Here is a 21984-nt window from a genome sequence, read left to right on the forward strand (position 1 = left end):
CTCTGGCATAGCATCAACCCTTACACGGCTGAAGTGCCTTGTCCAGCGTAGGCAACACCCCGCGTAGTGCCAGATAGCCAAGCAGCGCCGCTAGCCCTGATGCCAGTAAGATTCCCAGCTTGGCATAGGTAATCAACTCTGCATCACCGCCGGAGAATGCCAGCAGCGTAATGAATATCGACATGGTAAAGCCGATACCGCACAGCACTGACACCGCCATGATCTGGTTAAAGCGTACGCCAACGGGCAGACGCGCGTAGCCTAACCGGATGGTTAGCCAACTGAACAAGGTAATGCCCAGCGGTTTACCGATCAGCAACCCGGCGGCGATACCAAGGCTCAAAGGGGAAAACAGTTTTTCCAGCACAATCCCCTGAAGCATAATGCCTGCGTTAGCGAAGGCAAACAGTGGAATAATCAGAAACGCGACCCACGTTTGTAAGCCATGTTCCAACGTGGTTGCCGGAGAAGATTCCCCGCTGGACGTACGTAAAGGAACAAAGAAGCCGACGATCACCCCAGCTAGCGTCGCATGAACGCCGCATTTCAGAATACAAACCCACAAGACGATCCCCACCAACAAATAGGCGGACGTTTTACCAACCTGCTGCCTGTTCATATAGGCTAGCGCCGCAATCGCCAGCACCGCACCACTCAACGCAGGCCAGAAGATCTGCTGCGTATAAAACAGAGCAATAATCAGGATCGCCCCCAGATCGTCAATGATCGCCAGCGCCAGCAGGAAGACTTTCAGTCCGGCGGGAACGCGTTTGCCCAATAACGTCAGCACCCCAATAGCGAACGCGATATCTGTCGCAGCAGGAATCGCCCAACCCGCGCGCGTTACTTCATCATTCGCATTGAAAAGTAGAAAGAGCAAGGCAGGAAAAATCATCCCCCCTACCGCGGCCGCCAGTGGCAGCATCGCCTGCTGGCGGCTGGCTAACGTGCCTTCGACTAGCTCACGTTTCACTTCCAGACCAATCAGCAGGAAGAAAACCGCCATCAAGCCATCATTAATCCACAGCAGCAGATTCTTATTAATTTCCAGTGCGCCAAACCGCATTTCCACCGGCATCATCAGGAATTGTTGATAGCCAGCAGCAGTCACAGACCAATTAGCAAACGCGATCGCCAAAACCGTTGCCATCATTAGCATCACACCAGCAGCGGCATCCAATCGAATAAAGCGACGAATCATTGTTATCATTGACTTAATCTCCCATCAGGTACGAACGCCAATACCGTACGCTCGCTTTCTTACTGGCAAGATTACGTGACCTAACCACTCGTTAAAAGCAGATTAAAACTGGCTTAATAGTCGTAAAAAACGATCTATCGAATTGAGGCTAGCTAGAGAATAAGAATAAAAAACGTCGGGCGTGTTTTTCAACGTTGTGCAGCAACGGCCGCAAGGTGATGGCAAGGCTATCCATCATAAAAAAACCGGCAGGTTTACCCCACCGGTTTCTTATCACGCGTTAACGACACACCATTAACGGGTCAAATCATCGAAAAATTTCTTCACACCATCGAAAAAGTTTTTCGAGCGTGGGCTATTTCTCTCGCCAGACGGGCCACCGAAGCTCTCATCAAGCTCTTGCAGCAGTTGCCTTTGACGTTCGTTCAGGTTAACCGGCGTTTCTACCACTACACGGCACAGCAGATCGCCCTGCGCACCGCCGCGTACCGATTTCACGCCTTTGCCACGCATACGGAACAGTTTCCCGGTTTGCGTTTCAGCAGGCACTTTCAGCTTCACGCGGCCATCCAGCGTCGGCACTTCAATCTCACCGCCTAGTGCTGCCATCGCAAAGTTGATCGGCACTTCGCAGTACAGATTGTTTTCTTCACGCTGGAAGATCGGGTGCGCTTTAACCTGCACCTGAACATACAGATCACCTGACGGTGCACCATGCTCGCCCGCTTCGCCTTCACCAGACAAACGGATACGGTCGCCGGTGTCCACGCCCGCCGGAATTTTCACCGACAGCGTTTTGCTCTTCTCTACGCGACCATGACCGTGACATTTGACGCACGGATCTTTAATGATCTTGCCGCGTCCATGACAGTGCGGACACGCCTGCTGCACGGTAAAGAAGCCCTGACGCATCTGAACCTGACCATTACCATGACAGGTCGGACAGGTGATCGGGGAGCTACCCGGCTTCGCACCGTTGCCATGGCAGACATCACACTCTTCCAGTGCAGGAATACGGATCTCTTTGGTGACGCCACGTACTGCTTCTTCCAGCGTCAATTCCATGTTGTAGCGTAAATCGGATCCGCGGCTCGCGCGCTGACGGCGACCACCGCCAAAGATGTCTCCGAACACGTCGCCAAAAATATCACCAAAATCAGCACCGCCGCCGCCAAAGCCACCGCCGCCTCCACCCATACCACCTTGCTCAAACGCCGCGTGACCATACTGATCGTAGGCTGCACGTTTTTGCGCGTCGGTAAGGATCTCGTAGGCTTCTTTGATCTCTTTGAACTTGGCTTCTGCCTCGCTATCACCCTGATTACGATCCGGGTGGTACTTCATCGCCAGACGCTTGTACGCTTTCTTTATTTCGCGCTCATCCGCGTTTTTAGCAACGCCCAGGCTTTCGTAATAATCTTGCTTCGCCATTTATTTTCCTGCCCCTCAACATGCGTGCACGGGCGCAGAGTTTCCTCGACGCCCGTGCTGATTGCCAGCAATAGCCTTGTGGCTGCTACTGCGCCCGCTCAAGGGCGATTACTTTTTATCTTTTACTTCTTCAAATTCAGCATCAACGACATCGTCATCACGACGCGCAGAGGCATCATCAGCGGCACCTTCAGCACCTGGCTGCGGCTGAGACGCTTCCAGCAGCTTGCCGGAAACCTGAACCAGCGCCTGAATCTTTGCTTCGATTTCTGCTTTGTCTTCGCCTTTCAGCGCGCTTTCCAGCGCTTTCAGTGCGTCGTCAATGGCAGTTTTATCATCAGCGGCCAGTTTATCGCCCACTTCTTCCAGCTGCTTACGCGTGCTGTGCAGCAGGTGATCGCCCTGATTACGAGCCTGAACCAGTTCTTCAAACTTACGGTCAGATTCTGCGTTCGCTTCTGCGTCGCGTACCATTTTCTGAATTTCTTCTTCGTTCAGACCAGAAGATGCCTTGATGGTGATTTTCTGCTCGCGACCGCTGTTTTTGTCTTTCGCGGAAACGTGCAGGATACCGTCAGCATCGATGTCGAAAGTCACTTCGATCTGCGGCATACCGCGCGGCGCAGGCTGAATACCATCCAGGTTAAACTGACCCAAGGATTTGTTGTCGTGCGAACGTTTACGCTCACCCTGCAGAACGTGAATCGTTACCGCAGACTGGTTGTCTTCCGCCGTTGAGAACACCTGACTGTGTTTCGTCGGAATCGTGGTGTTCTTAGCGATCAGCGCCGTCATCACGCCACCCATGGTTTCGATACCCAGAGACAATGGGGTTACGTCCAGCAGCAGAACGTCTTTCACGTCACCAGACAAGACACCGCCCTGAACCGCAGCACCGATGGCAACGGCTTCGTCTGGGTTCACGTCTTTACGTGGCTCTTTACCGAAGAAGTCAGCGACTTTCTTCTGTACCAGAGGCATACGCGTCTGACCACCAACCAGAATCACGTCCTGAATTTCAGAAACGGACAGGCCAGCATCCTGCAATGCCACTTTCAGCGGCTCCAGAGAACGGTTGACCAGCTCTTCTACCAATGATTCCAGTTTCGCACGGGTCACTTTGATGTTCAGGTGCTTAGGACCCGTCGCATCCGCCGTGATGTACGGCAGGTTAACGTCGGTCTGCTGAGCAGAAGACAGCTCGATCTTGGCTTTTTCTGCGGCTTCTTTCAGACGCTGCATTGCCAGCGGGTCGTTGCGCAGGTCGAAACCTTGCTCTTTCTTAAATTCGTCAACCAGATAGTTGATCATGCGGCTATCGAAGTCTTCACCACCCAGGTGAGTGTCACCGTTGGTTGCCAACACTTCGAAGGTTTTCTCGCCATCAACTTCGTCGATTTCGATGATGGAAATATCGAACGTACCGCCGCCCAGGTCGTAAACCGCGATAGTACGGTTGCCAACTTCTTTATCCAGACCGTACGCCAGCGCAGCCGCTGTCGGTTCGTTGATGATACGTTTGACTTCCAGACCCGCGATACGGCCAGCATCTTTCGTTGCCTGACGCTGCGCATCGTTGAAGTAAGCCGGTACGGTGATAACCGCTTCGGTGATGGTCTCACCCAGATAGTCTTCCGCCGTTTTCTTCATTTTTTTCAGCACTTCAGCTGAAATCTGCGGCGGAGCCATTTTCTGATCTTTCACTTCCAGCCATGCATCGCCATTATCTGCCGCGATGATTTTGTACGGCATGATGTTGGCATCGCGCTGAACTTCTTCGTCTTTGAAACGACGGCCAATCAGACGCTTGATAGCAAACAGTGTATTTTTCGGGTTGGTCACTGCCTGACGTTTAGCCGGTTGGCCAACCAGAGTTTCACCGTCTTGGGTATAAGCAATGATTGAAGGCGTGGTGCGATCGCCTTCGCTATTTTCCAGTACTTTTACCTGAGTACCGTCAATAATCGCGACACAAGAGTTGGTTGTACCCAGGTCGATACCAATAATCTTACCCATCTAAACATCTCCACTAAAAAGTCATATTCGGTATGGTGGTTAAACCTACTGTGCGGGCGAAATGTCGTTTTTCAACAAGATTTCTCGTTTTCCAACAACACACCCTCGTTTTTCATCAGCAGCACACGTTTCATTTTCATGCTAACCACCGATGTAACGGCCCGACACACGCCTTTGCGGCAGGTCAAACTGTTTCGGTTGGAAATAAGATGGGGCCAACATTTCTATCATCAAGGGGGGAAGATGAAAAAAAATGACCTTTATCCCTCGTACGATCAAACTATTCTGCCTTCCCCATGTTGTGTCCATTCCAAACGCCCGATATGATGCCGCGCCCACCGCAGAAATGGGGACATTTCCCTACACAATGGCGGGCAATAACACCTAAACGACACCTATCCCAACGTGATTGGCGCATTCGCTAACCTTAATGCCGCGCCCGACGCGAAGGGACTATTAATAATCTGTTATTACAGAGGATTTATGAGCACGAACACGTTGGCAAATCCTGGTCCATTAGGACTGATGGGCTTCGGGATGACCACTATTCTGTTGAACCTGCACAACGCAGGCTTTTTCCCACTTTCTTCCATCATTCTCAGCATGGGTATTTTCTACGGCGGCATCGCCCAGATTCTGGCTGGTTTGCTGGAATATAAAAAAGGAAATACGTTTGGGGTGACGGCGTTTACATCTTATGGCGCATTCTGGCTGACGCTGGTTGCCATTCTTATGCTGCCAAAAATGGGTCTGGCGGAAGCCAGCGACGCTCAGTTCCTTGGCGTATTCCTTGGCCTGTGGGGCATCTTCACGCTGTTTATGTTCTTCGGCACCTTCGGTACCAACCGCGCACTGCAATTTGTGTTCGGCAGCCTGACCGTGCTGTTTGCTCTGCTGGCTGTGGGTAACTTTACTGGCAACCACGCTCTGCTGACCTTCGCAGGTTACGAAGGCATCATCTGTGGTGCGAGCGCAATTTATCTGGCAATGGCTGAAGTGCTGAACGAGAAGTTTGGTCGCAGCGTACTGCCAATTGGCTCATGTGGCGCGTCTCACTAAGTTCTGACGCCATACCCGAACCAACCGATCCTGCGTTACAGATAAACGAGCCCTGTCAGATTGACAGGGCTCGTTTGTTTTTGATGAAAGCGTGCTTAAACTTCCACGGGCGAACGGTCACGCACGTCGCTATCAGCCGAAACACGCGAATCCGCATCCAGATCGCGCTGCAAATAAACCCCCAACAGCAATCCCACGGCGGCCAACGTCAGTACATAGAAGGCAGGAGCCATCGGCGTCGCCTTCATAATCAGCGTCACGAAGACGGGCGTCAGGCCACCGAAAATGGCATAGGAAACGTTGTAGGAAAAAGAAATTCCTGAGAATCGCACCGCAGCCGGAAACGCTCGCACCATAACATAAGGCACGCCGCCCACCACACCCACGCTGAGCCCCACAATCGCATAGCTGACAAAGAGTAGCATCGTACTGTTTGCTGCCGAACTGTAAAAAAACCAGCTACATACCGCCAAAGACAGACTACCCACAATAAACAGCTTGCTGGCACCGAAGCGGTCAACTAATAGCCCCGCGCCGACGCAGCCCACCATCAGAGCAATCGTTGCCAGACAGTTCGCCTGCAATGCCAGCGCAGCAGGAATGCCGTGAACTTTTTGCAGGTAGGTCGGAGCCATCAGAATAACGACGACGATGCACGCAGACAGCAGCCAGGTCAGCAGCATTGAAACCACAACCGCACGTTTATGGTTTAAGACAACCGATTTCAGCGGCAGCTCTTCTGCCAGCTTTTTCTGCTCACGCATTTCCATAAAAATAGGGGTTTCCTGCAACCAGCGGCGCAGATACATGGCGATAAGGCCGAATACCCCACCAATGAAGAACGGCAGCCGCCAGCCGCCGCCCGACATCTGCTCTGGTGTGAGCACCGTGTTCAGTAAGGTCGCGATCAGCGAGCCCAGCAAAATCCCCATCGTCAACCCAGCAGTCAACGTACCGCAGGCAAAACCGATACGGGCACGAGGCACATGTTCCGCGACGAAGACCCACGCACCGGGAACTTCGCCACCGATTGCCGCGCCTTGCAGCACGCGCATCAACAGCAGCAGCAGCGGTGCCGCAATACCAATGGCTTCATAGGTCGGCAACAGGCCCATTGCCAGCGTCGGTAGCGCCATCAGCAATATGCTCAGGCTGAACATTTTCTTACGTCCGCTCTTATCACCAAAGTGGGCCATGATGATGCCCCCAAGCGGACGAGCCAGATAGCCTGCGGCGAAAATACCGAACGTCTGAACCTGCCGCAGCCATTCAGGAATGTCCGGGGGGAAGAAGAGCTCGCCAATCACGGCGGCAAAGAAGACGAAAATAATAAAATCGTAAAACTCTAACGCGCCACCCAGTGCAGCCAGAGACAGCGTTTTGTAGTCCTGCCGATTCAACCGGCGAGGATGGGCGTGTTGATCCTGAGTCATAAGTTACCGTGCATTGCCAGAGTGAGAAAAAACATCACCGCAGTGTGTAAAGTAGAAATTACTATAGCGGCAAAATTTTTATACACCAGCAAAGCTGAATCTTATGTTTCAAATCGGTTAACTTCAGTCTTTTATTTCGCGCACGGCATTTTTAGGGCGAAAAGCTGCTACCACATTCGCATTGGTTTCAATGTAAGGGCCTTCCAGCAGTTGGATACAATACGGTACGCTGGCAAAAATACCGGCCACAACCACCTTGCCATCAGCATCTTTTAAGCCTTCCAGCGTTTCCTTAATCGACTTGGGTTGTCCCGGCAGATTAAGAATCAACGCCTGTTTACGCAACACGCCCACCTGACGGGAGAGGATTGCGGTAGGAACGAAGCGCAGGCTGATCTGCCGCATTTGCTCGCCAAACCCAGGCATTTCTCGATCGGCAACGGCCATCGTGGCATCCGGCGTGACATCACGACGAGCTGGCCCCGTTCCCCCGGTTGTCAGCACCAGATGACAACCGCGTTCATCAACCAGCTCACACAGCGTTTGTTCAATCATCGGCTGTTCATCGGGCACTAACCGGGTTTCTACTTCAAAAGGTGTGGTCAGGGCGCTGCGGAGCCAGGATTCCAGTTCTGGGATGCCTTTATCCTGATAAACCCCGTTAGAAGCGCGGTCAGATACGGAAACCAAGCCAATACGCAATACGTTCATAAGCACCTCAGTTTAAACAAAACACCAATTTTATCAGGATATTGACGGTTCTTAGCAAACAATCAGCTCTCATGAGGAAATTCATACTACGTTCGTTATTTCTCACCCTATGCGACACAACATTTGATAACAATTATTAAATAGCGTCTCAAAAAGCAAAAAATCACTGGAATTAATAATACTGTGACGCAATTAAAAGTTAAGAGTAGTCGGTGCATAAAAAAGATCGCTTACCCATTCAGAGTTGATGAAATAAGCCGATAAATTAACGAGAAAAGAATGATATCCACCACGACAGAACATCACCTTAACTCAAATCATATGATAAAATTAAAGCACTTCTTTAGTATCACAATAAGTAAAAAAGCCTCTCTAGGAAGTCGCTATGAACGATATTAAATATAAGATATTAAAGCTATTTTCACACCCTACCTCGGCTTTCTTCCTGTTTGGTTTTATTTCCTTTTTTATCAGTATTTTTCTTACACATGAAGCGAATAAAAATTCGTGGAAAGTAGAGCGGCAAAACCTGGACATAACGATAAAGACCTATGAATCCTATAATGCCGGTGGAGAGGTGACGGAGAATGATATCACCCGAAAAACAGGCTCTTACGTCTCCGCACGAATGAGAACATGGGTATTTAATACGCGTGATGTGCGCAGCGAATGTATCAATCGTTTATCGTCATCCGATCTGACATTTAATGATATGGCGATCATCCGTATTTGTCAGAATAAACTGCCATCAATTGGTGAATATGCAGGGAAAGGTACCCTTACCATCATATTCCCAGTGTTATCACCCACAGATGAACTGTTAGGTATTCGGATTAGAAGCACGTCAGAAACCCCCTCTCCGTCGTTTATCTATACGCTAACATCCCTTGGGTCTGCGACGATCATCCTAAGCGTGGTTCTACTTTCTGCAATTTTAGGCAGCCTGCTGTCGCTTCTTGCTAAAAAATACCTGATAGAACTCCCTATCATTGCCAGATACGACGACCTGACAGGCTATCTACGGCGAGACGCGTTCTTTCTGGCCGCGAATAAGGCTTTTAGTATCGCCAATCTGACTAAACGTCCCGTTAGCGTGATTCTGATCGACATCGACTACTTTAAGCAGGTGAATGATAGCTTTGGCCATAGCGTCGGTGATGATGCTTTGAAGTTTGTTGCCGACACCTTCAAGAAATCATTTCGCCGTGAAGATATTTTTGGTCGCATTGGCGGCGATGAATTCGCGATCGTATTACCGAATACCAGTGTCGACGATGCGTACACTATCGTGGATAAGGCAAGAGAACGCGTTAGCGAAACACCCTGTGAAACTGCCGAGGGCAAAATCAGGCTGACGGTCAGTATTGGGCTGGTTGAATACCATATCGCTGGGGAAGATCTCAGCGAGGTCATGAAGCGTGCCGACGATAATCTTTATATCGCGAAGAAAACCCGTAACGCCACGGCGAAATAGGCCTATACCTCTGTAATGCCAAACGACAGACAAAAAAATAGCCGGGAATCCCGGCTATTTTTATCGGCAGAATGCTTACAGCAAATCTGCGATCATCTTTTCCAGTTTTTCCTGGTCGATAGCAAACTTACGGATCCCGTCGGCCAGTTTATCAATCGCCATTGGGTCCTGATTGTGCTGCCAGTAGAACTCAGCTTCCGTCATTTTCGCCGGACGAACTTTCACATCACCAACGTAAGACAGCTTGCGAACCACTTCACCTTCGCTTTCTGACAGCTCTTTCAGCAGGGCTGGTGCAATGGTCAGGCGGTCACACCCGGCCAGTTCCAGAATCTCACCGACGTTACGGAAGCTCGCGCCCATCACGACAGTTTCATAGCCGTGCTCTTTGTAGTAGTCGTAGATTTCGCTAACGGAAACCACGCCTGGATCTTCATGCGGCGCGAATTCTTTCTTATCGCCATTAGCTTTGTACCAGTCAAGAATACGGCCAACGAACGGTGAAATCAGGAACACTCCCGCTTCAGCACAAGCACGCGCCTGCGCAAAGGAGAACAGCAGCGTCAGGTTACAGTTGATGCCTTCTTTTTCCAACTGCTCCGCCGCGCGGATACCCTGCCAGGTTGAAGCCAGTTTAATCAGGATACGCTCGTTGCTGATGCCTGCGTCATTGTAGAGCTTGATCAGGTGTTTTGCCTTCGCCACGCTGGCTTCGGTGTCATAAGACAGACGCGCATCCACTTCTGTGGAGATGCGGCCGGGAATCAATTTTAAAATTTCGAGACCGATATTGACCGCCAGTTTATCCGTGGCATCCACGACCTGCTGCTTACGATCGCTGCTCTGCTCACGCGCCCAGGCAATTGCCTCGTCGATAAGCTTACGGTACTCAGGAATTTGTGCAGCGTTCAGAATCAGTGAAGGGTTAGTGGTCGCATCTTGCGGCTGGTACAGTTTCATTGCCGCAATATCGCCGGTATCAGCAACAACCGTGGTCAATTGGCGTAGGGAAGTCAGTTTATCCGTCATGTTGGCATGTCTCGTTGTTTATACGTGGTGCTCGTGAATGAAAATAGCTCGTAGATGAATCGACTTATTATCTAATCAGGTGGCCGTCTGTTTTGCGCCGAAATCTGATAATAACACGCGCACTTTCCCGTGCAAGCCAGCCTTTTCGCACTCGCGCCTACAACCGGGGTTGCACACTGGCGTTCCCCCTCTCCAAAGGCGCTCGCACGTAAAAGACAAGGCGTATTGTAGCTATCGCCGTTTTCTTCCGACGTTCTTGCTATAGTAGAACCATCTAAAATCAGACCGACAGGACATGGCGCATGCTTATTACAATTTCACCCGCAAAAACGCTCGACTACACCAGTCCTTTGGCAACGACGCGTTATACCCAGCCGGAACTTCTGGACCATTCCAGCCAGTTGATTGATGTGTGTAAAAAACTGACGCCAGCACAGATAGGCTCTTTGATGAGCATCAGCGATAAACTGGCTGACCTGAACGCAGGCCGCTTTAGCGATTGGCACCCGGATTTCACGCCTGAGAACGCGCGTCAGGCACTGCTGGCGTTTAAAGGCGACGTCTATACCGGACTGGCCGCAGAAGATTTCAGTGAGGATGACTTCGATTTCGCCCAGCAGCATCTGCGTATGCTATCAGGCCTGTATGGCGTGTTGCGTCCGCTAGATTTGATGCAGCCATATCGGTTGGAAATGGGCACCAAGCTGGAAAACAAAGCGGGTAAAGATCTCTACAGTTTCTGGGGCGACACCATTACTGAAAAGCTGAATCAAGCGCTGCGCGATCAAGGTGATGATGTGCTGGTTAATCTGGCATCGGACGAATATTTCAAAGCCGTTAAACCGAAAAAGCTTAATGCCCGTCTGATCAAACCCATCTTCCTGGATGAGAAAAACGGTAAATTCAAGGTGATCAGTTTCTACGCCAAGAAAGCGCGCGGCCTGATGAGTCGTTTCATTATCCAAAACCGTCTGACTCAACCGGAACAGTTGAAAGCGTTTAATCTGGAAGGTTACTTCTTCGAGGCAGCGGATTCTTCGAGTGATGAGCTGGTGTTTAAGCGTCACGAACAGTAAACAAGAGAAGGGAAACAGGGCGGAGTATTCCGCCCTTTCAATCGATTTATTCCGGCAGTGACATCAGGAACTCACGCAGCTTCGCGAAATCATCCGGGAAGTTGTGCGATAGCAGATCCAGATCGGCACGCTCAGCCAGTGCTTCCGGCAGATCCAGTTCTTTGCCCAGAATGTCTTCTACGCTTTCCTTGAATTTCGCTGGGTGCGCCGTCCCCAGGAACAAACCGAACTCACCCGCTTGCAGCTGATCGCGCAGCAGACGGTAAGCAATCGCCGCGTGCGGCTCAGAGAGATAACCTAACGCATCCAGCTCATGCATGGTTTCTTTCGTGGTCTCATCGCTCACCGCGCCAAAACCCAGTGTTTTCAACTGCCAGTTCTTACGGCGGAACAGTTCTTCCACGCGCGGCCAGTTGTTCGGCTGGCTGACGTCCATCGCGTTAGATAACGTTGCCACCGTTTTATTCGGTTCCCAACTCCCGCTGCTCAGGAAGCGCGGTACGGTGTCATTGGCGTTAGTCGCCGCGATGAAGCGCTTAATCGGCAGACCGAGCGATTTTGCCAGCAGGCCAGCGGTCAGATCGCCGAAGTTGCCGCTCGGTACAGAAACCACCAGTTGGTTACGGGCTTCCTGTGGAAGCTGTGCAACGGCTTCGAAGTAGTAGCAAATTTGCGCCAGCAGACGGCTGATATTGATGGAGTTTGCTGAGTTCAGGCCAATCGCCTTTTTCAGTTCTTCATCATCAAACGCCTTTTTCACCAATGCCTGACAGGCATCGAAATCGCTATCGATAGCGATAGTGTGAATGTTGCCACCCAGCGTACAGAACAGTTTTTCCTGCAACGGACTGATCTTGCCCTGCGGATACAAAATCACGACACGGACATTTTCCAGCCCGTAAAAGGCGTGCGCCACAGCGGCACCAGTATCACCAGAGGTCGCCGTCAGAATGGTAATTTTCTCGTCGCCAGACACTTCCGTCAGCATTTGTGCCATAAAGCGGCCGCCGAAGTCTTTAAAGGCCAGCGTCGGGCCGTGGAACAGCTCCAGCGCAGCGATATCTTCCGCAACGGGCGCAACAGGAGCCGGAAATGCAAAGGCTGCTTTTACACGCTCAAACACGGTTTCGGTCGCAATTTCATCGCCGATATAGGCAGACAGAATGCGGCTGCTGCGGGTCACAAAATCCAGATCCAACAGAGCATCAATTTCGGTGCGATCAAATTCCGGCAATTCCAGTGGGAAGAACAGCCCTTGTTGGCTACCCAGCCCTTGCTTGATAGCCTGAGCAAAACTGACCTGCTCGTTATGATCTTTAAGGTTGTACAGTTTCATGCGTTATCCCAGTTGTCGTGCGCCAGTCGTATCAAGACGGCAAATATGAACAAAACCTTCATCGTTCTGCAAATAGTTATCCCGCAGCCAGTCGGCCAGGCGCTGTGCGCTCGCCATGTCGTTGCAGACGGAGAATAATGTTGGGCCAGAGCCGGAAATACCGCAGGCCAGCGCCCCGATATCTTCAGCAGCCTGACGAGCGGCAGCAAAGCCGGGCAACAGTTTCGTCCGATAAGGTTCCGCAATGACATCCTTCATCAGTTTTGCCGCCAGCGCTGCCTGTCCGGTATGGCAAGCGTGGATAAAACCGGCCAGATAACGGCCGTGGCTGATGCAATCCTGACGACGATATTGCGCAGGCAGAATCGCGCGCGCTTCAGCAGTGGAGACTTTAATCCCCGGATACGCCATAACCCACAGCCAGTCATCAAACGACGGCACAGGCTGGCTGATGATGTCGTTTTCTTCCAGCATCAGTTGAATGCCGCCGAGAAAACACGGGGCAACGTTATCGTAGTGAACGCTGCCGGAAATACGCCCTTCCAGTTCCCCCATCAGCGTCAGCAGACGGTTATCATCAAGCGGCTTACCGCAAAATTCGTTCATCGCCATCAGCCCGGCGACGACAGAACAGGCGCTGGAGCCTAACCCCGAACCAATCGGCATATTCTTTTCGAGCGTCATCGCTACCGGTACGGTTTTGCCAATTTCCTGACAGAACAGTTCCCAACATTGATACACAATGTTTTCTTTCGGGTTGTCCGGTAGCTTGCTAACAAAACGTCCTTCATTACGCAGGCTGAACAGATCGGCGGCCTCAACAGAGACGCAATCCCCCAGCAGTGAACCGTCTACTGGCGAGACGGCCGCCCCCAACACATCAAACCCGACGCTGACGTTACCGATTGATGCAGGTGCATAGACCTTAACCATAATTATGCTCCCAACTTCCATGACAAGGTGCGCAGCAGATCTGCGAACACACCAGCAGCGGTAACATCGTTACCCGCGCCATAACCGCGCAACACGAGCGGAAGTGGCTGATAATAACGGCTGTAGAATGCCAGCGCATTCTCGCCATCTTTGACTTTAAACAGCGGATCGTTGCCGCCAACCGCACTGATCTTGACCTTACAGCGGCCTTCTTCAATCACGCCGACATAGCGCAACACTTTACCTTCATCGCGCGCTTGTGCAACACGGCTGGCAAACTCATCGTCCGCTGTCGGCAAGCGCTGCATGAAGCTGGCGACATCGCCGGAAGCATCAAAGCTGGCAGGCAGAACGGACTCCACCTCAATATCGCCCAGCTCCAGCTGATAACCCGCTTCACGCGCCAGAATCAGCAGCTTACGCGCCACATCCATACCAGAAAGATCGTCGCGCGGATCGGGTTCGGTATAGCCTTTTTCTTTCGCCTGCGTGGTTGCTTCTGACAGCGACATGCCTTCATCGAGTTTACCGAAAATAAAGGACAGCGAGCCAGAGAGAATACCGGTAAAGCGAATCAGTTCATCACCCGCATTCAACAGATTTTGCAGGTTCTCAATCACCGGCAGGCCTGCACCGACGTTAGTGTCGTACAGGAAACGACGACGGGATTTCGCCGCAGCGCTACGCAGTTGGTGATAATAGTTCATCGACCCCGTGTTGGCTTTCTTGTTTGGCGTCACCACGTGGAAACCGTCAGCCAGGAAATCCACGTATTGATCGGCCACGGCCTGATTAGAGGTACAGTCAACGATCACCGGGTTCAGCAGATGGTACTCTTTAACCAGACGGATCAGACGGCCCAGATTGAACGGCTCGCGGGCTTTACCCAGTTCTTCGTGCCAGTTGTCCATCGAAATGCCGTTAATATTGGTCAGCATAGCTTTAGAGTTGGCGATGCCACACACGCGCAGGTCGATATGTTTGTCTTTCAGCCATGGCTGCTGGCGGTGGATCTGTTCCAACAATGCACCACCCACGCCGCCGACGCCGATAACAAATACGTCGATCACCTGATCGGTGTTAAATAGCATCTGGTGAGCCACACGCACGCCAGTGGTGGCGACGTCGTTGTTCACCACGACGGAGATAGAGCGCTCAGACGAGCCCTGCGCGATAGCCACGATATTGATATTCGCTGTCGCCAACGCCGAGAACAGACGTGCAGACAGGCCGCGCAGTGTGCGCATACCATCACCCACCACAGAGATAATCGCCAGACGTTCCATCACATCCAGCGGCTCCAGCACGCCTTCTTTCAGTTCCAGATAGAATTCGTCTTCCAGCGTTTTTCTGGCGCGCGCCAGCTCGTTTTGCGATACGCAGAAGCTGATGCTGTATTCGGAAGATGACTGCGTAATCAGAACAACAGAGATACCCGCGCGCGACATCGCGGCAAACACGCGCGCTGCCATGCCGACCATGCCTTTCATGCCGGGGCCGGATACGTTAATCATCGCCATGTTGTTCAGGTTGGTGATGCCTTTAACCGGATACTGGGTATCCGTGCTATCCATACCGATGAGCGTGCCGGGAGCCTGAGGGTTTTCGGTGTTTTTGATAAGGCAGGGAATTTGGAACTGAGCGATAGGAGCGATAGTGCGAGGGTGGAGAACTTTGGCGCCGAAATAGGACAGTTCCATCGCCTCCTGATAAGACATCGATTTCAATAATCGCGCATCCGGCACCTGACGCGGATCGCAGGTATAAACGCCATCTACATCAGTCCAAATCTCACAACAGTCGGCACGCAAACACGCAGCCAGCACCGCAGCGGAATAGTCAGAACCATTACGGCCCAGCACCACCAGTTCGCCTTTGTCATTACCGGCCGTAAAGCCCGCCATCAGGATCACATGATCCTTCGGGATAGCGCTTTCAGCGATGCGGCGAGTCGACTCAGTGATATCCACGGTGGATTCAAGATAATGTCCCTGCGCCAACAGTTTCTCGACCGGATTGATAACGGAGACCCCATAGCCGCGCGCCTGAAAGAGCGCTTCCATGATGGCGATAGACAGTTTTTCCCCCCGGCAGATAATTGCAGCGTTCACGCTGTCAGGGCACTGACCCAACAGCGCGATGCCGTGCAGAACGTGTTTCAGCTGTGCAAACTCCTGATCCACGAATGCCTTCAGGCGGGCATGGTCAAAGCCAGGTTGAGACGCTGCAAGTCCTTGCAGTAATGAAGAAAAGATCGTTTCGGCATCGTTCAAATGAGGCAGGATATCTTGTCCGGCGACAGTTTTCTCAATCATGGCAACCAAATGGTTGGTAATTTTCGCCGGCGCGGACAATACGGTAGCCACCTGTCCCTGGCGCGCGTTGTTTTCGATAATGTCGGCAACGCGTGCAAAACGCTCCGCATTCGCTACTGAAGTCCCGCCAAATTTCAACACTCGCATTTTTATCTGTTCTCCTGAATTTCTGCCAACCAAACGCCGGAAGCGTTTTTTGTATGCCGCTTACAGACGGCGTTGAGGGATAACCTGCCATAAAAAAAAGCCCGCACTGTTCGGTGCGGGCTTTTTCTGGAATCTTTATATGCGTCAGCCCGCACCGTTACTGGTTGTATCGGTGATGGTAATAATCGTGGTGATCAGGCTGATAGTGCGCATGCTAAAATCGAATCTCATTAGAAGTAGAGTTATCTGCCCTATTAGTTAGGCCAATCGCCCTTTGAAGTCAATGGATTTCTTTTTTTTCTTCTCGTCGAAGAAAAAGTTCCTGCCGCGCAACCCACTGCCTAAACAGGAATAAGCCAGACAAACCGTTGTCAAAATACGCAGCCCAAGATGTTCGACTGCCAAAAAAGCCATCTCTGCTATCTTATTTCGGCAGCCTTTTTTCAATGTCGTGGAGCAACCGATGGAGCATCGCCGTATCGCGTTGCTCTAAACGCCCTAATCGCTGGTGTAACCAGTCTCGCAGTTTTTCATCATCCTCAACCGCCAGAGTAACCAAAAGCCGATCCAAACGATCGCGCAGCGCCGACATCTGCCCCGCCACTGCTGGCTGCGCCGCTTCCGGTTTGACGTGCATGAATTCAGCCAGTTGGTAACAATATACCATCACCGCCTGACCAAGATTCAGCGAGGGATAATCCGCTTTCATCGGCACGCCGGTCAACACATCCGCCAGTTCGAGTTCCTCATTCGTCAGGCCAACATCTTCACGACCAAACACCAGCGCCGCAGAAGCCATCCATTGAACCTTCTCCTGCAATACGCCAGTCAGTTCTGCTGGCGTGCAGTAATAATGATACTTAGCCCGGCTGCGTGCGGTAGTTGCAACTGTAAAGTCGACATCCGCCAGTGCTTCAGCCAACGTGGGAAACTCCTGTACGTTATCCAGAATATCTCCTGAACCGTGCGCCACCCAGCGAGCCGCTGGTTCTTGATGTACGGTGCTACCGACAATACGCAAGCTGCTGAATCCCATCGTTTTCATCGCACGAGCTGCTGCCCCTACATTTTCAGCTCGAGCGGGTTCAATCAAAATAATATGAAACTGCATAGACTCCTCAGTATGGGTTATATGCTTTTTGGCAAGCCTTCATCTGCTCGCCAAACAACGCGCCCCTGTAATCGACAACAATTTATTGATGACTACGATTTATTGCTAACGACAAGACAAGATTTTGAGCATCAAGGTAAAAAATTAACAATAAATCAACAAAATTTCCGGCATCAACTCGGTCTTCGGTAGGAAACATCGGTGAGTCCAAAAATGGGCGGGAAAATAAAACCCTAAGAAAAACAAGGTAAATTATTTTATTTCAATAAGTTATAAAAGCACCAACGATTATGTAGCGCCAATGATGATTATTGGCATTTGCTATGCTAAATCGTTCATAAAAAGTGCTAAATTGTGACGTAAACTGGCAATCCTATAAGTGTTTATCACAAAATAGTTAACGTGCTAAAATGAAATTTGATATATGTCAACAGAACCGTAGATTTATCCGCAGGCAAAATCTGTGCTTACTGTTATGTTGCTGTTAATAAGGTTAAACTGTGCGCCACTTTGAGCGCAGTTAAGTTAGCGCCACGCTCACCTGCTAGCAGTACCTCTAAGCGGGTAGAGAATGAACACCAGTAACGCATTTACGTACTTGAGTCTGACGTTGAGCGAGAGCGTAGTTTACCTCGATAAGCTCCAGGGAAATACCCGGAATAACTGGCGTTGTAGCCAGCGGGCCAGCAGGGTATGACAGCGACTTCTGTACTTCCGATTTCTATAATTTAAGTTGGCAATTTTAGGTAGCAAACATGCAGACGCCGCACATTCTTATTGTTGAAGACGAGCTAGTAACTCGTAATACCCTCAAAAGCATTTTTGAGGCGGAAGGATACGTTGTTCACGAAGCCACTGATGGCGCAGAAATGCACCATATTTTGTCTGAGAATGACATCAATCTGGTGATCATGGACATCAATCTGCCAGGGAAGAACGGCCTGTTGCTGGCACGTGAACTGCGCGAGCAAGCCACCGTTGCTTTGATGTTCCTCACTGGTCGCGACAATGAGGTCGATAAGATCCTCGGTCTGGAAATCGGTGCGGATGACTACATCACCAAACCGTTCAACCCACGTGAATTGACGATCCGCGCACGTAACCTGCTGTCACGTACCATGAATCTGGGCAGTGGCTCGGAAGAACGTCGTCTGGTGGAAAGCTATCGCTTCAACGGCTGGGAACTGGACATCAATAGCCGTTCTCTGATTAGCCCGGCTGGCGAGCAATACAAGCTGCCGCGCAGTGAATTCCGCGCCATGCTGCACTTCTGCGAAAATCCGGGCAAGATTCAATCTCGTGCGGAGCTGCTGAAGAAAATGACGGGGCGTGAGCTTAAGCCACATGACCGTACCGTTGACGTCACCATCCGTCGTATCCGCAAGCACTTTGAATCAACAGCAGATACGCCGGAAATCATCGCGACGATCCACGGCGAAGGCTATCGCTTCTGCGGCGATCTGGACAATTAACTCCCCTCAGCCGGAGCAGGCATCTGCTCCGGCTGCTTTCTCTTCTTACCGCACGTTATTCACTCTTTGCCCACGGCATAACCGGCACCGCGCTTAACGCATTTTTCGGCGAACCATCGACTATGCGATCAGAATAAGCAAGATAGATCAGCGCATTGCGCTTTTGATCGTAAAATCGCACAACCTGCAATTTCTTGAAAACCAGCGATGTTCTTTTCTGAAACACCACGGACCCACGATCGCCGCCGTTTTTGATTTTCTCGGACAGCGTAATCGGCCCAACCTGCTGGCAGGAAATGGCCGCGTCTGACGTGTCTTCCGCCAGCCCTAACCCGCCCTTGATTCCGCCTGTTTTGGCTCGGCTAATGTAGCAGGTCACATTTGATACATCTGGATCGTCAAACGCTTCCACCACGATCTTATGATCCGGCCCCAGCAGTTTAAAGGCGGTATCGACAGACCCAACTTCTTCCGCACTGACAACACCAGCGGCGGATAGCAATAGCAGACCCGCTCCCACAATACGCTTTATATTCATATTTCAGGTCCTGTTACAATTCATAACAAACGATTAATAACCACAATTAAAAAGGGGGTGACCAAAATAAACCGCTATAATATCCCTCTTTATCCAAATTACCTGCGGAACATTTTCAAAAATCTTCGGCAGTACCAAAGTGAAAATATTGCTATGATGCGGGATCTCAATACGCTCGCGCTCAATGTGTTTGATGAGGAAGATTATGGATCAAGCCGGTATCATACGTGACTTGCTTAACTGGCTGGAAAGCCATCTCGACCAGCCGCTATCACTCGATAATGTGGCGGCGAAAGCGGGTTATTCCAAGTGGCATCTACAAAGAATGTTCAAAGATGTGACGGGCCATGCTATTGGTTCATATATCCGAGCGCGGAGATTAACCAAAGCGGCGGTTGCACTCTGCCTGACCAGTCGCCCTATCCTTGATATTGCCCTGCAATACCGTTTTGATTCACAACAGACTTTTACCCGCGCATTCAAAAAGCAGTTTGCACAAACGCCAGCGTCTTATCGTCGTTCCGATAACTGGAACACTTTCGGCATTCGTCCACCAATCCGGCTCGGTGAATTTACTCTGCCACAGCCGCAGTTTGTTACCTTGCCAGAAACACAGCTTCTCGGGCTAACGCAAACCTATAACTGTCGTCTGGAGCAGATTTGTAACTTCCGTACAGAAATTCGCTTACATTACTGGCGGCAATTTCTGGGAGAAACCCGCAGCGTTCCACCCGTGCTTTATGGGCTACATCACTCACGGCCAAGCAAAGAGAAAGATGATGAACACGAGGTGCTCTACACCACCGCGCTGGAACCTCAGTATCTACCCGATGATGTCCACACTGGCGAGCCTATCACGCTACCGGGCGGAGACTACGGGATGTTTGTTTTTGAAGGCCCGACAGACGAACTACAGGATTTTATTATCAGCCTGTATGACACCTGTCTGCCGACCTTCCAGCTCACGCGGCGCAAAGGGTTTGATGCCGAGCGTTTTCACCCTAGCCGCGATACAGACGGGGAAATACCCGACATCATCCGCTGCGAGTATTTTATCCCCATACAACATCCAGAACCGCCCTCAGCGCTGTAGTTCATCCAGTGCCGGAATATCCAGATGAGAAATATCTCCGGCCGTTTCCACCACCCAGCCAGACGCCAGCCATGGGCTTTGCTGATGGTCAATGCGCGACAAGGAACAGTTGCGAAGACGCAGGCGACGTTCAGCCGATGCGGGTAATCCCAGAACCGTACTGAGCAAACATCCTAGCGCCATCCCATGGCTAACCAGCAAAGGACGACTTCCCGCTGGCAACGCTAAACAACGCTCCAGAACGCCGTGCATGCGCAATGCTACATCAACCATCGACTCGCCTTCCGGGATGCGGCCATTGGGCGTGCCATCCACCAGCCCTTTACGCCATCCTTCTTCCTCGGCGGTCAGCGAATCCAAATCGCGGGCTTCTAAGACACCCATGTTCAATTCACGTAACCCCGGCTCCAGGATTATCTGGCAATCACCACAAGATTTCGCGATGATTTCTGTCGTCTGACGCGTTCTTCCGAGATCGCTGGTAAAAATATGCGTAATCCCTAACGTACTGATTCGTCCAGCAACTTGCTGTGCCTGTTGCTCACCTCTTGGCGTCAGCGCACTGTCCGATTGACCTTGAATACGTCGAGCCACATTCCATTCTGTTTCGCCGTGGCGAACAAGATATACCTGTAACATGGTTATTTTCCGTTATACTGCGTCAAATTAACTAAAGGTACGAAACTGTTATGTATCACGTTGTTGCTGCAACTACCAACCCGGCAAAGATTAAGGCTATTACGCTGGCATTCACCGATGTCTTTGGTGCAGAAAACTGCCGCATCGAAGGCGTTGACGTCGACAGTGGTGTCCCGCGCCAGCCTCTTGGCTCTCTCGAAACCCGTACGGGTGCCAGAAACCGCGTCATGATGGCACGTCAGGTGCGGCCGGAAGCCGATTTTTGGGTCGGTGTCGAAGCAGGCATTGAAGAAAGCATGACTTTCGCCTGGATGGTGATCGAAAACACCCACCTGCGTGGCGAATCACGTTCTGCAAGTCTGGTTCTTCCAGAAAGTATATTACATGGTATCCGTGAAGGGCGGGAATTAGGCGATGAAATGGAGCGTTTAACGGGCGTTCAGAATATCAAACATAAAGGTGGAGCCATCGGCGTCTTCACCGACGGCAAATTGTCACGTACCAGCGTATACCATCAGGCGCTGCTACTGGCACTGGTGCCGTTCCATAACCCGATCTATCAGATTCCCGTAGCGAAATCGTAACAGCTACGCATCGTCACCCAACGGTTTATTTGCCGACAGCAACTGCGCTTCCAGCCAGCTTTTTAACGCGGGAGGCGCGGCTTTCAGACTGTTTGAACCGCGCGTAATCGTGGCAATTCCCGCCCCTAACTCGCTTTTCAGCTCACGCTGGCTCATTTCGCCCCGCATTAGCTCCTGCACAATTCGCACCCGCGTGCCTAACGCTGTACGCTCATCCGGCGTCAGCAGGAGTTGGAGCAGCGGCAATTGAAGATCCTCCGCAATAGACTGCTGTAATAGCGCGACAAAGCGTAACCAGTGCTCATTGTCTTGTTCAGAAAGTGCCGGGTCGATAAGCGATAACGGAGTCATAACAGGCTGCCATACTATTTAACTAGTACGGCAGC

The 21984-nt window shown here is 51.2% G+C and carries 20 protein-coding genes and 1 other annotated feature; of the genes, 6 read left to right on the top strand and 14 right to left on the bottom strand.

The genetic code is table 11. The features are described from left to right. Positions 1–13 precede the first annotated feature (13 nt). The 3 genes from nhaA to dnaK form a co-directional block, all read right to left on the bottom strand. The gene (nhaA, locus tag KKH3_RS16890) at positions 14–1210 is read right to left on the bottom strand and encodes a Na+/H+ antiporter NhaA (protein ID WP_039361686.1); all 1197 of its coding nucleotides are present in this window, start codon (positions 1208–1210) and stop codon (positions 14–16) included. A 285-nt stretch (positions 1211–1495) separates the two neighbouring features. Further along, a complete protein-coding gene (gene dnaJ, locus KKH3_RS16895; RefSeq protein ID WP_039361689.1) occupies positions 1496–2632 on the bottom strand; it encodes a molecular chaperone DnaJ in 1137 nt (378 codons plus the stop codon). Between the two features lie 108 nt (positions 2633–2740). Then, a complete protein-coding gene (gene dnaK / locus KKH3_RS16900) occupies positions 2741–4648 on the bottom strand; it encodes a molecular chaperone DnaK (protein ID WP_039361693.1) in 1908 nt (635 codons plus the stop codon). A 483-nt stretch (positions 4649–5131) separates the two neighbouring features. Between dnaK and satP the strand changes: the two genes are divergently transcribed. Beyond that, positions 5132–5707, top strand: a complete 576-nt coding sequence (satP, locus tag KKH3_RS16905) for an acetate uptake transporter (RefSeq protein ID WP_015841790.1) — start codon at positions 5132–5134, stop codon at positions 5705–5707. Between the two features lie 95 nt (positions 5708–5802). Here the strand turns inward: satP and KKH3_RS16910 are convergent, their stop codons facing one another. Further along, positions 5803–7140 (bottom strand): MFS transporter, encoded by a 1338-nt coding sequence (locus KKH3_RS16910; RefSeq protein WP_039361696.1) that lies wholly within the window; start codon positions 7138–7140, stop codon positions 5803–5805. Between the two features lie 123 nt (positions 7141–7263). Next, entirely contained in the window at positions 7264–7851 is a 588-nt protein-coding gene (mog, locus tag KKH3_RS16915) for a molybdopterin adenylyltransferase (protein WP_039361699.1), read from the bottom strand. A 385-nt stretch (positions 7852–8236) separates the two neighbouring features. Here mog and KKH3_RS16920 point away from each other — a divergent pair, with 385 nt between their 5' ends. Further along, entirely contained in the window at positions 8237–9325 is a 1089-nt protein-coding gene (locus KKH3_RS16920) for a GGDEF domain-containing protein (RefSeq protein ID WP_039361703.1), read from the top strand. A 75-nt stretch (positions 9326–9400) separates the two neighbouring features. Here the strand turns inward: KKH3_RS16920 and tal are convergent, their stop codons facing one another. Beyond that, entirely contained in the window at positions 9401–10354 is a 954-nt protein-coding gene (gene tal / locus KKH3_RS16925; RefSeq protein ID WP_010300491.1) for a transaldolase, read from the bottom strand. Between the two features lie 302 nt (positions 10355–10656). On the opposite strand from tal, the gene yaaA reads away from it, so the two are divergent. Beyond that, the gene (gene yaaA / locus KKH3_RS16930) at positions 10657–11430 is read left to right on the top strand and encodes a peroxide stress protein YaaA (RefSeq protein ID WP_039361705.1); all 774 of its coding nucleotides are present in this window, start codon (positions 10657–10659) and stop codon (positions 11428–11430) included. Between the two features lie 46 nt (positions 11431–11476). Here yaaA and thrC read toward each other — a convergent pair whose 3' ends face one another. The 5 genes from thrC to KKH3_RS16950 form a co-directional block, all read right to left on the bottom strand. Then, positions 11477–12766 (bottom strand): threonine synthase, encoded by a 1290-nt coding sequence (gene thrC / locus KKH3_RS16935; protein ID WP_039361707.1) that lies wholly within the window; start codon positions 12764–12766, stop codon positions 11477–11479. Positions 12767–12769: 3 nt separating this feature from the next. Further along, positions 12770–13699, bottom strand: a complete 930-nt coding sequence (thrB, locus tag KKH3_RS16940; RefSeq protein ID WP_039361710.1) for a homoserine kinase — start codon at positions 13697–13699, stop codon at positions 12770–12772. 2 nt (positions 13700–13701) lie between these two features. After that, positions 13702–16161, bottom strand: a complete 2460-nt coding sequence (thrA, locus tag KKH3_RS16945) for a bifunctional aspartate kinase/homoserine dehydrogenase I (protein ID WP_039361711.1) — start codon at positions 16159–16161, stop codon at positions 13702–13704. A gap of 90 nt (positions 16162–16251) precedes the next feature. Next, positions 16252–16367: a sequence feature (Thr leader region), on the bottom strand. Then, positions 16306–16392, bottom strand: coding sequence for a thr operon leader peptide (gene thrL / locus KKH3_RS22620; protein ID WP_071531141.1), 87 nt, complete (start codon positions 16390–16392; stop codon positions 16306–16308). Its footprint overlaps the feature before it by 62 nt. A gap of 193 nt (positions 16393–16585) precedes the next feature. After that, positions 16586–17272, bottom strand: a complete 687-nt coding sequence (locus KKH3_RS16950) for a tRNA/rRNA methyltransferase (protein WP_039361714.1) — start codon at positions 17270–17272, stop codon at positions 16586–16588. Between the two features lie 755 nt (positions 17273–18027). Here KKH3_RS16950 and arcA point away from each other — a divergent pair. After that, positions 18028–18744 (top strand): two-component system response regulator ArcA, encoded by a 717-nt coding sequence (gene arcA / locus KKH3_RS16955; RefSeq protein WP_039361716.1) that lies wholly within the window; start codon positions 18028–18030, stop codon positions 18742–18744. Positions 18745–18799: 55 nt separating this feature from the next. On the opposite strand, the gene creA is transcribed toward arcA, so the two are convergent. Then, complete coding sequence (creA, locus tag KKH3_RS16960; protein ID WP_039361719.1) at positions 18800–19282, bottom strand: protein CreA; 483 nt, start codon at positions 19280–19282, stop codon at positions 18800–18802. 205 nt (positions 19283–19487) lie between these two features. Here creA and robA point away from each other — a divergent pair, with 205 nt between their 5' ends. Next, positions 19488–20375, top strand: a complete 888-nt coding sequence (gene robA / locus KKH3_RS16965) for an MDR efflux pump AcrAB transcriptional activator RobA (RefSeq protein WP_039361722.1) — start codon at positions 19488–19490, stop codon at positions 20373–20375. Here robA and gpmB read toward each other — a convergent pair. Next, positions 20364–21014 carry a 2,3-diphosphoglycerate-dependent phosphoglycerate mutase GpmB gene (gpmB, locus tag KKH3_RS16970; RefSeq protein ID WP_039361725.1) on the bottom strand — a complete coding sequence of 217 codons (651 nt, stop codon included), beginning with the start codon at positions 21012–21014 and terminating at the stop codon, positions 20364–20366. The two genes, robA and gpmB, sit on opposite strands and share 12 nt — an antisense overlap. A gap of 50 nt (positions 21015–21064) precedes the next feature. On the opposite strand from gpmB, the gene yjjX reads away from it, so the two are divergent. Next, entirely contained in the window at positions 21065–21598 is a 534-nt protein-coding gene (gene yjjX, locus KKH3_RS16975) for an inosine/xanthosine triphosphatase (RefSeq protein ID WP_039361727.1), read from the top strand. Positions 21599–21601: 3 nt separating this feature from the next. Here yjjX and trpR read toward each other — a convergent pair whose 3' ends face one another. Continuing rightward, a complete protein-coding gene (trpR, locus tag KKH3_RS16980) occupies positions 21602–21949 on the bottom strand; it encodes a trp operon repressor (RefSeq protein WP_039361729.1) in 348 nt (115 codons plus the stop codon). Positions 21950–21984: the final 35 nt, after the last annotated feature.

Source organism: Pectobacterium actinidiae (genome assembly GCF_000803315.1).
Lineage (GTDB): Bacteria > Pseudomonadota > Gammaproteobacteria > Enterobacterales > Enterobacteriaceae > Pectobacterium > Pectobacterium actinidiae.

Excerpts from the sequence above, each read along its gene's own strand:
- nhaA (WP_039361686.1), bottom strand. The coding sequence starts at position 1,210 with ATGATAACAATGATTCGTCGCTTTATTCGATTGGATGCCGCTGCTGGT.
- dnaJ (WP_039361689.1), bottom strand. The coding sequence starts at position 2,632 with ATGGCGAAGCAAGATTATTACGAAAGCCTGGGCGTTGCTAAAAACGCG.
- dnaK (WP_039361693.1), bottom strand. The coding sequence starts at position 4,648 with ATGGGTAAGATTATTGGTATCGACCTGGGTACAACCAACTCTTGTGTC.
- satP (WP_015841790.1), top strand. The coding sequence starts at position 5,132 with ATGAGCACGAACACGTTGGCAAATCCTGGTCCATTAGGACTGATGGGC.
- KKH3_RS16910 (WP_039361696.1), bottom strand. The coding sequence starts at position 7,140 with ATGACTCAGGATCAACACGCCCATCCTCGCCGGTTGAATCGGCAGGAC.
- mog (WP_039361699.1), bottom strand. The coding sequence starts at position 7,851 with ATGAACGTATTGCGTATTGGCTTGGTTTCCGTATCTGACCGCGCTTCT.
- KKH3_RS16920 (WP_039361703.1), top strand. The coding sequence starts at position 8,237 with ATGAACGATATTAAATATAAGATATTAAAGCTATTTTCACACCCTACC.
- tal (WP_010300491.1), bottom strand. The coding sequence starts at position 10,354 with ATGACGGATAAACTGACTTCCCTACGCCAATTGACCACGGTTGTTGCT.
- yaaA (WP_039361705.1), top strand. The coding sequence starts at position 10,657 with ATGCTTATTACAATTTCACCCGCAAAAACGCTCGACTACACCAGTCCT.
- thrC (WP_039361707.1), bottom strand. The coding sequence starts at position 12,766 with ATGAAACTGTACAACCTTAAAGATCATAACGAGCAGGTCAGTTTTGCT.
- thrB (WP_039361710.1), bottom strand. The coding sequence starts at position 13,699 with ATGGTTAAGGTCTATGCACCTGCATCAATCGGTAACGTCAGCGTCGGG.
- thrA (WP_039361711.1), bottom strand. The coding sequence starts at position 16,161 with ATGCGAGTGTTGAAATTTGGCGGGACTTCAGTAGCGAATGCGGAGCGT.
- thrL (WP_071531141.1), bottom strand. The coding sequence starts at position 16,392 with ATGAGATTCGATTTTAGCATGCGCACTATCAGCCTGATCACCACGATT.
- KKH3_RS16950 (WP_039361714.1), bottom strand. The coding sequence starts at position 17,272 with ATGCAGTTTCATATTATTTTGATTGAACCCGCTCGAGCTGAAAATGTA.
- arcA (WP_039361716.1), top strand. The coding sequence starts at position 18,028 with ATGCAGACGCCGCACATTCTTATTGTTGAAGACGAGCTAGTAACTCGT.
- creA (WP_039361719.1), bottom strand. The coding sequence starts at position 19,282 with ATGAATATAAAGCGTATTGTGGGAGCGGGTCTGCTATTGCTATCCGCC.
- robA (WP_039361722.1), top strand. The coding sequence starts at position 19,488 with ATGGATCAAGCCGGTATCATACGTGACTTGCTTAACTGGCTGGAAAGC.
- gpmB (WP_039361725.1), bottom strand. The coding sequence starts at position 21,014 with ATGTTACAGGTATATCTTGTTCGCCACGGCGAAACAGAATGGAATGTG.
- yjjX (WP_039361727.1), top strand. The coding sequence starts at position 21,065 with ATGTATCACGTTGTTGCTGCAACTACCAACCCGGCAAAGATTAAGGCT.
- trpR (WP_039361729.1), bottom strand. The coding sequence starts at position 21,949 with ATGACTCCGTTATCGCTTATCGACCCGGCACTTTCTGAACAAGACAAT.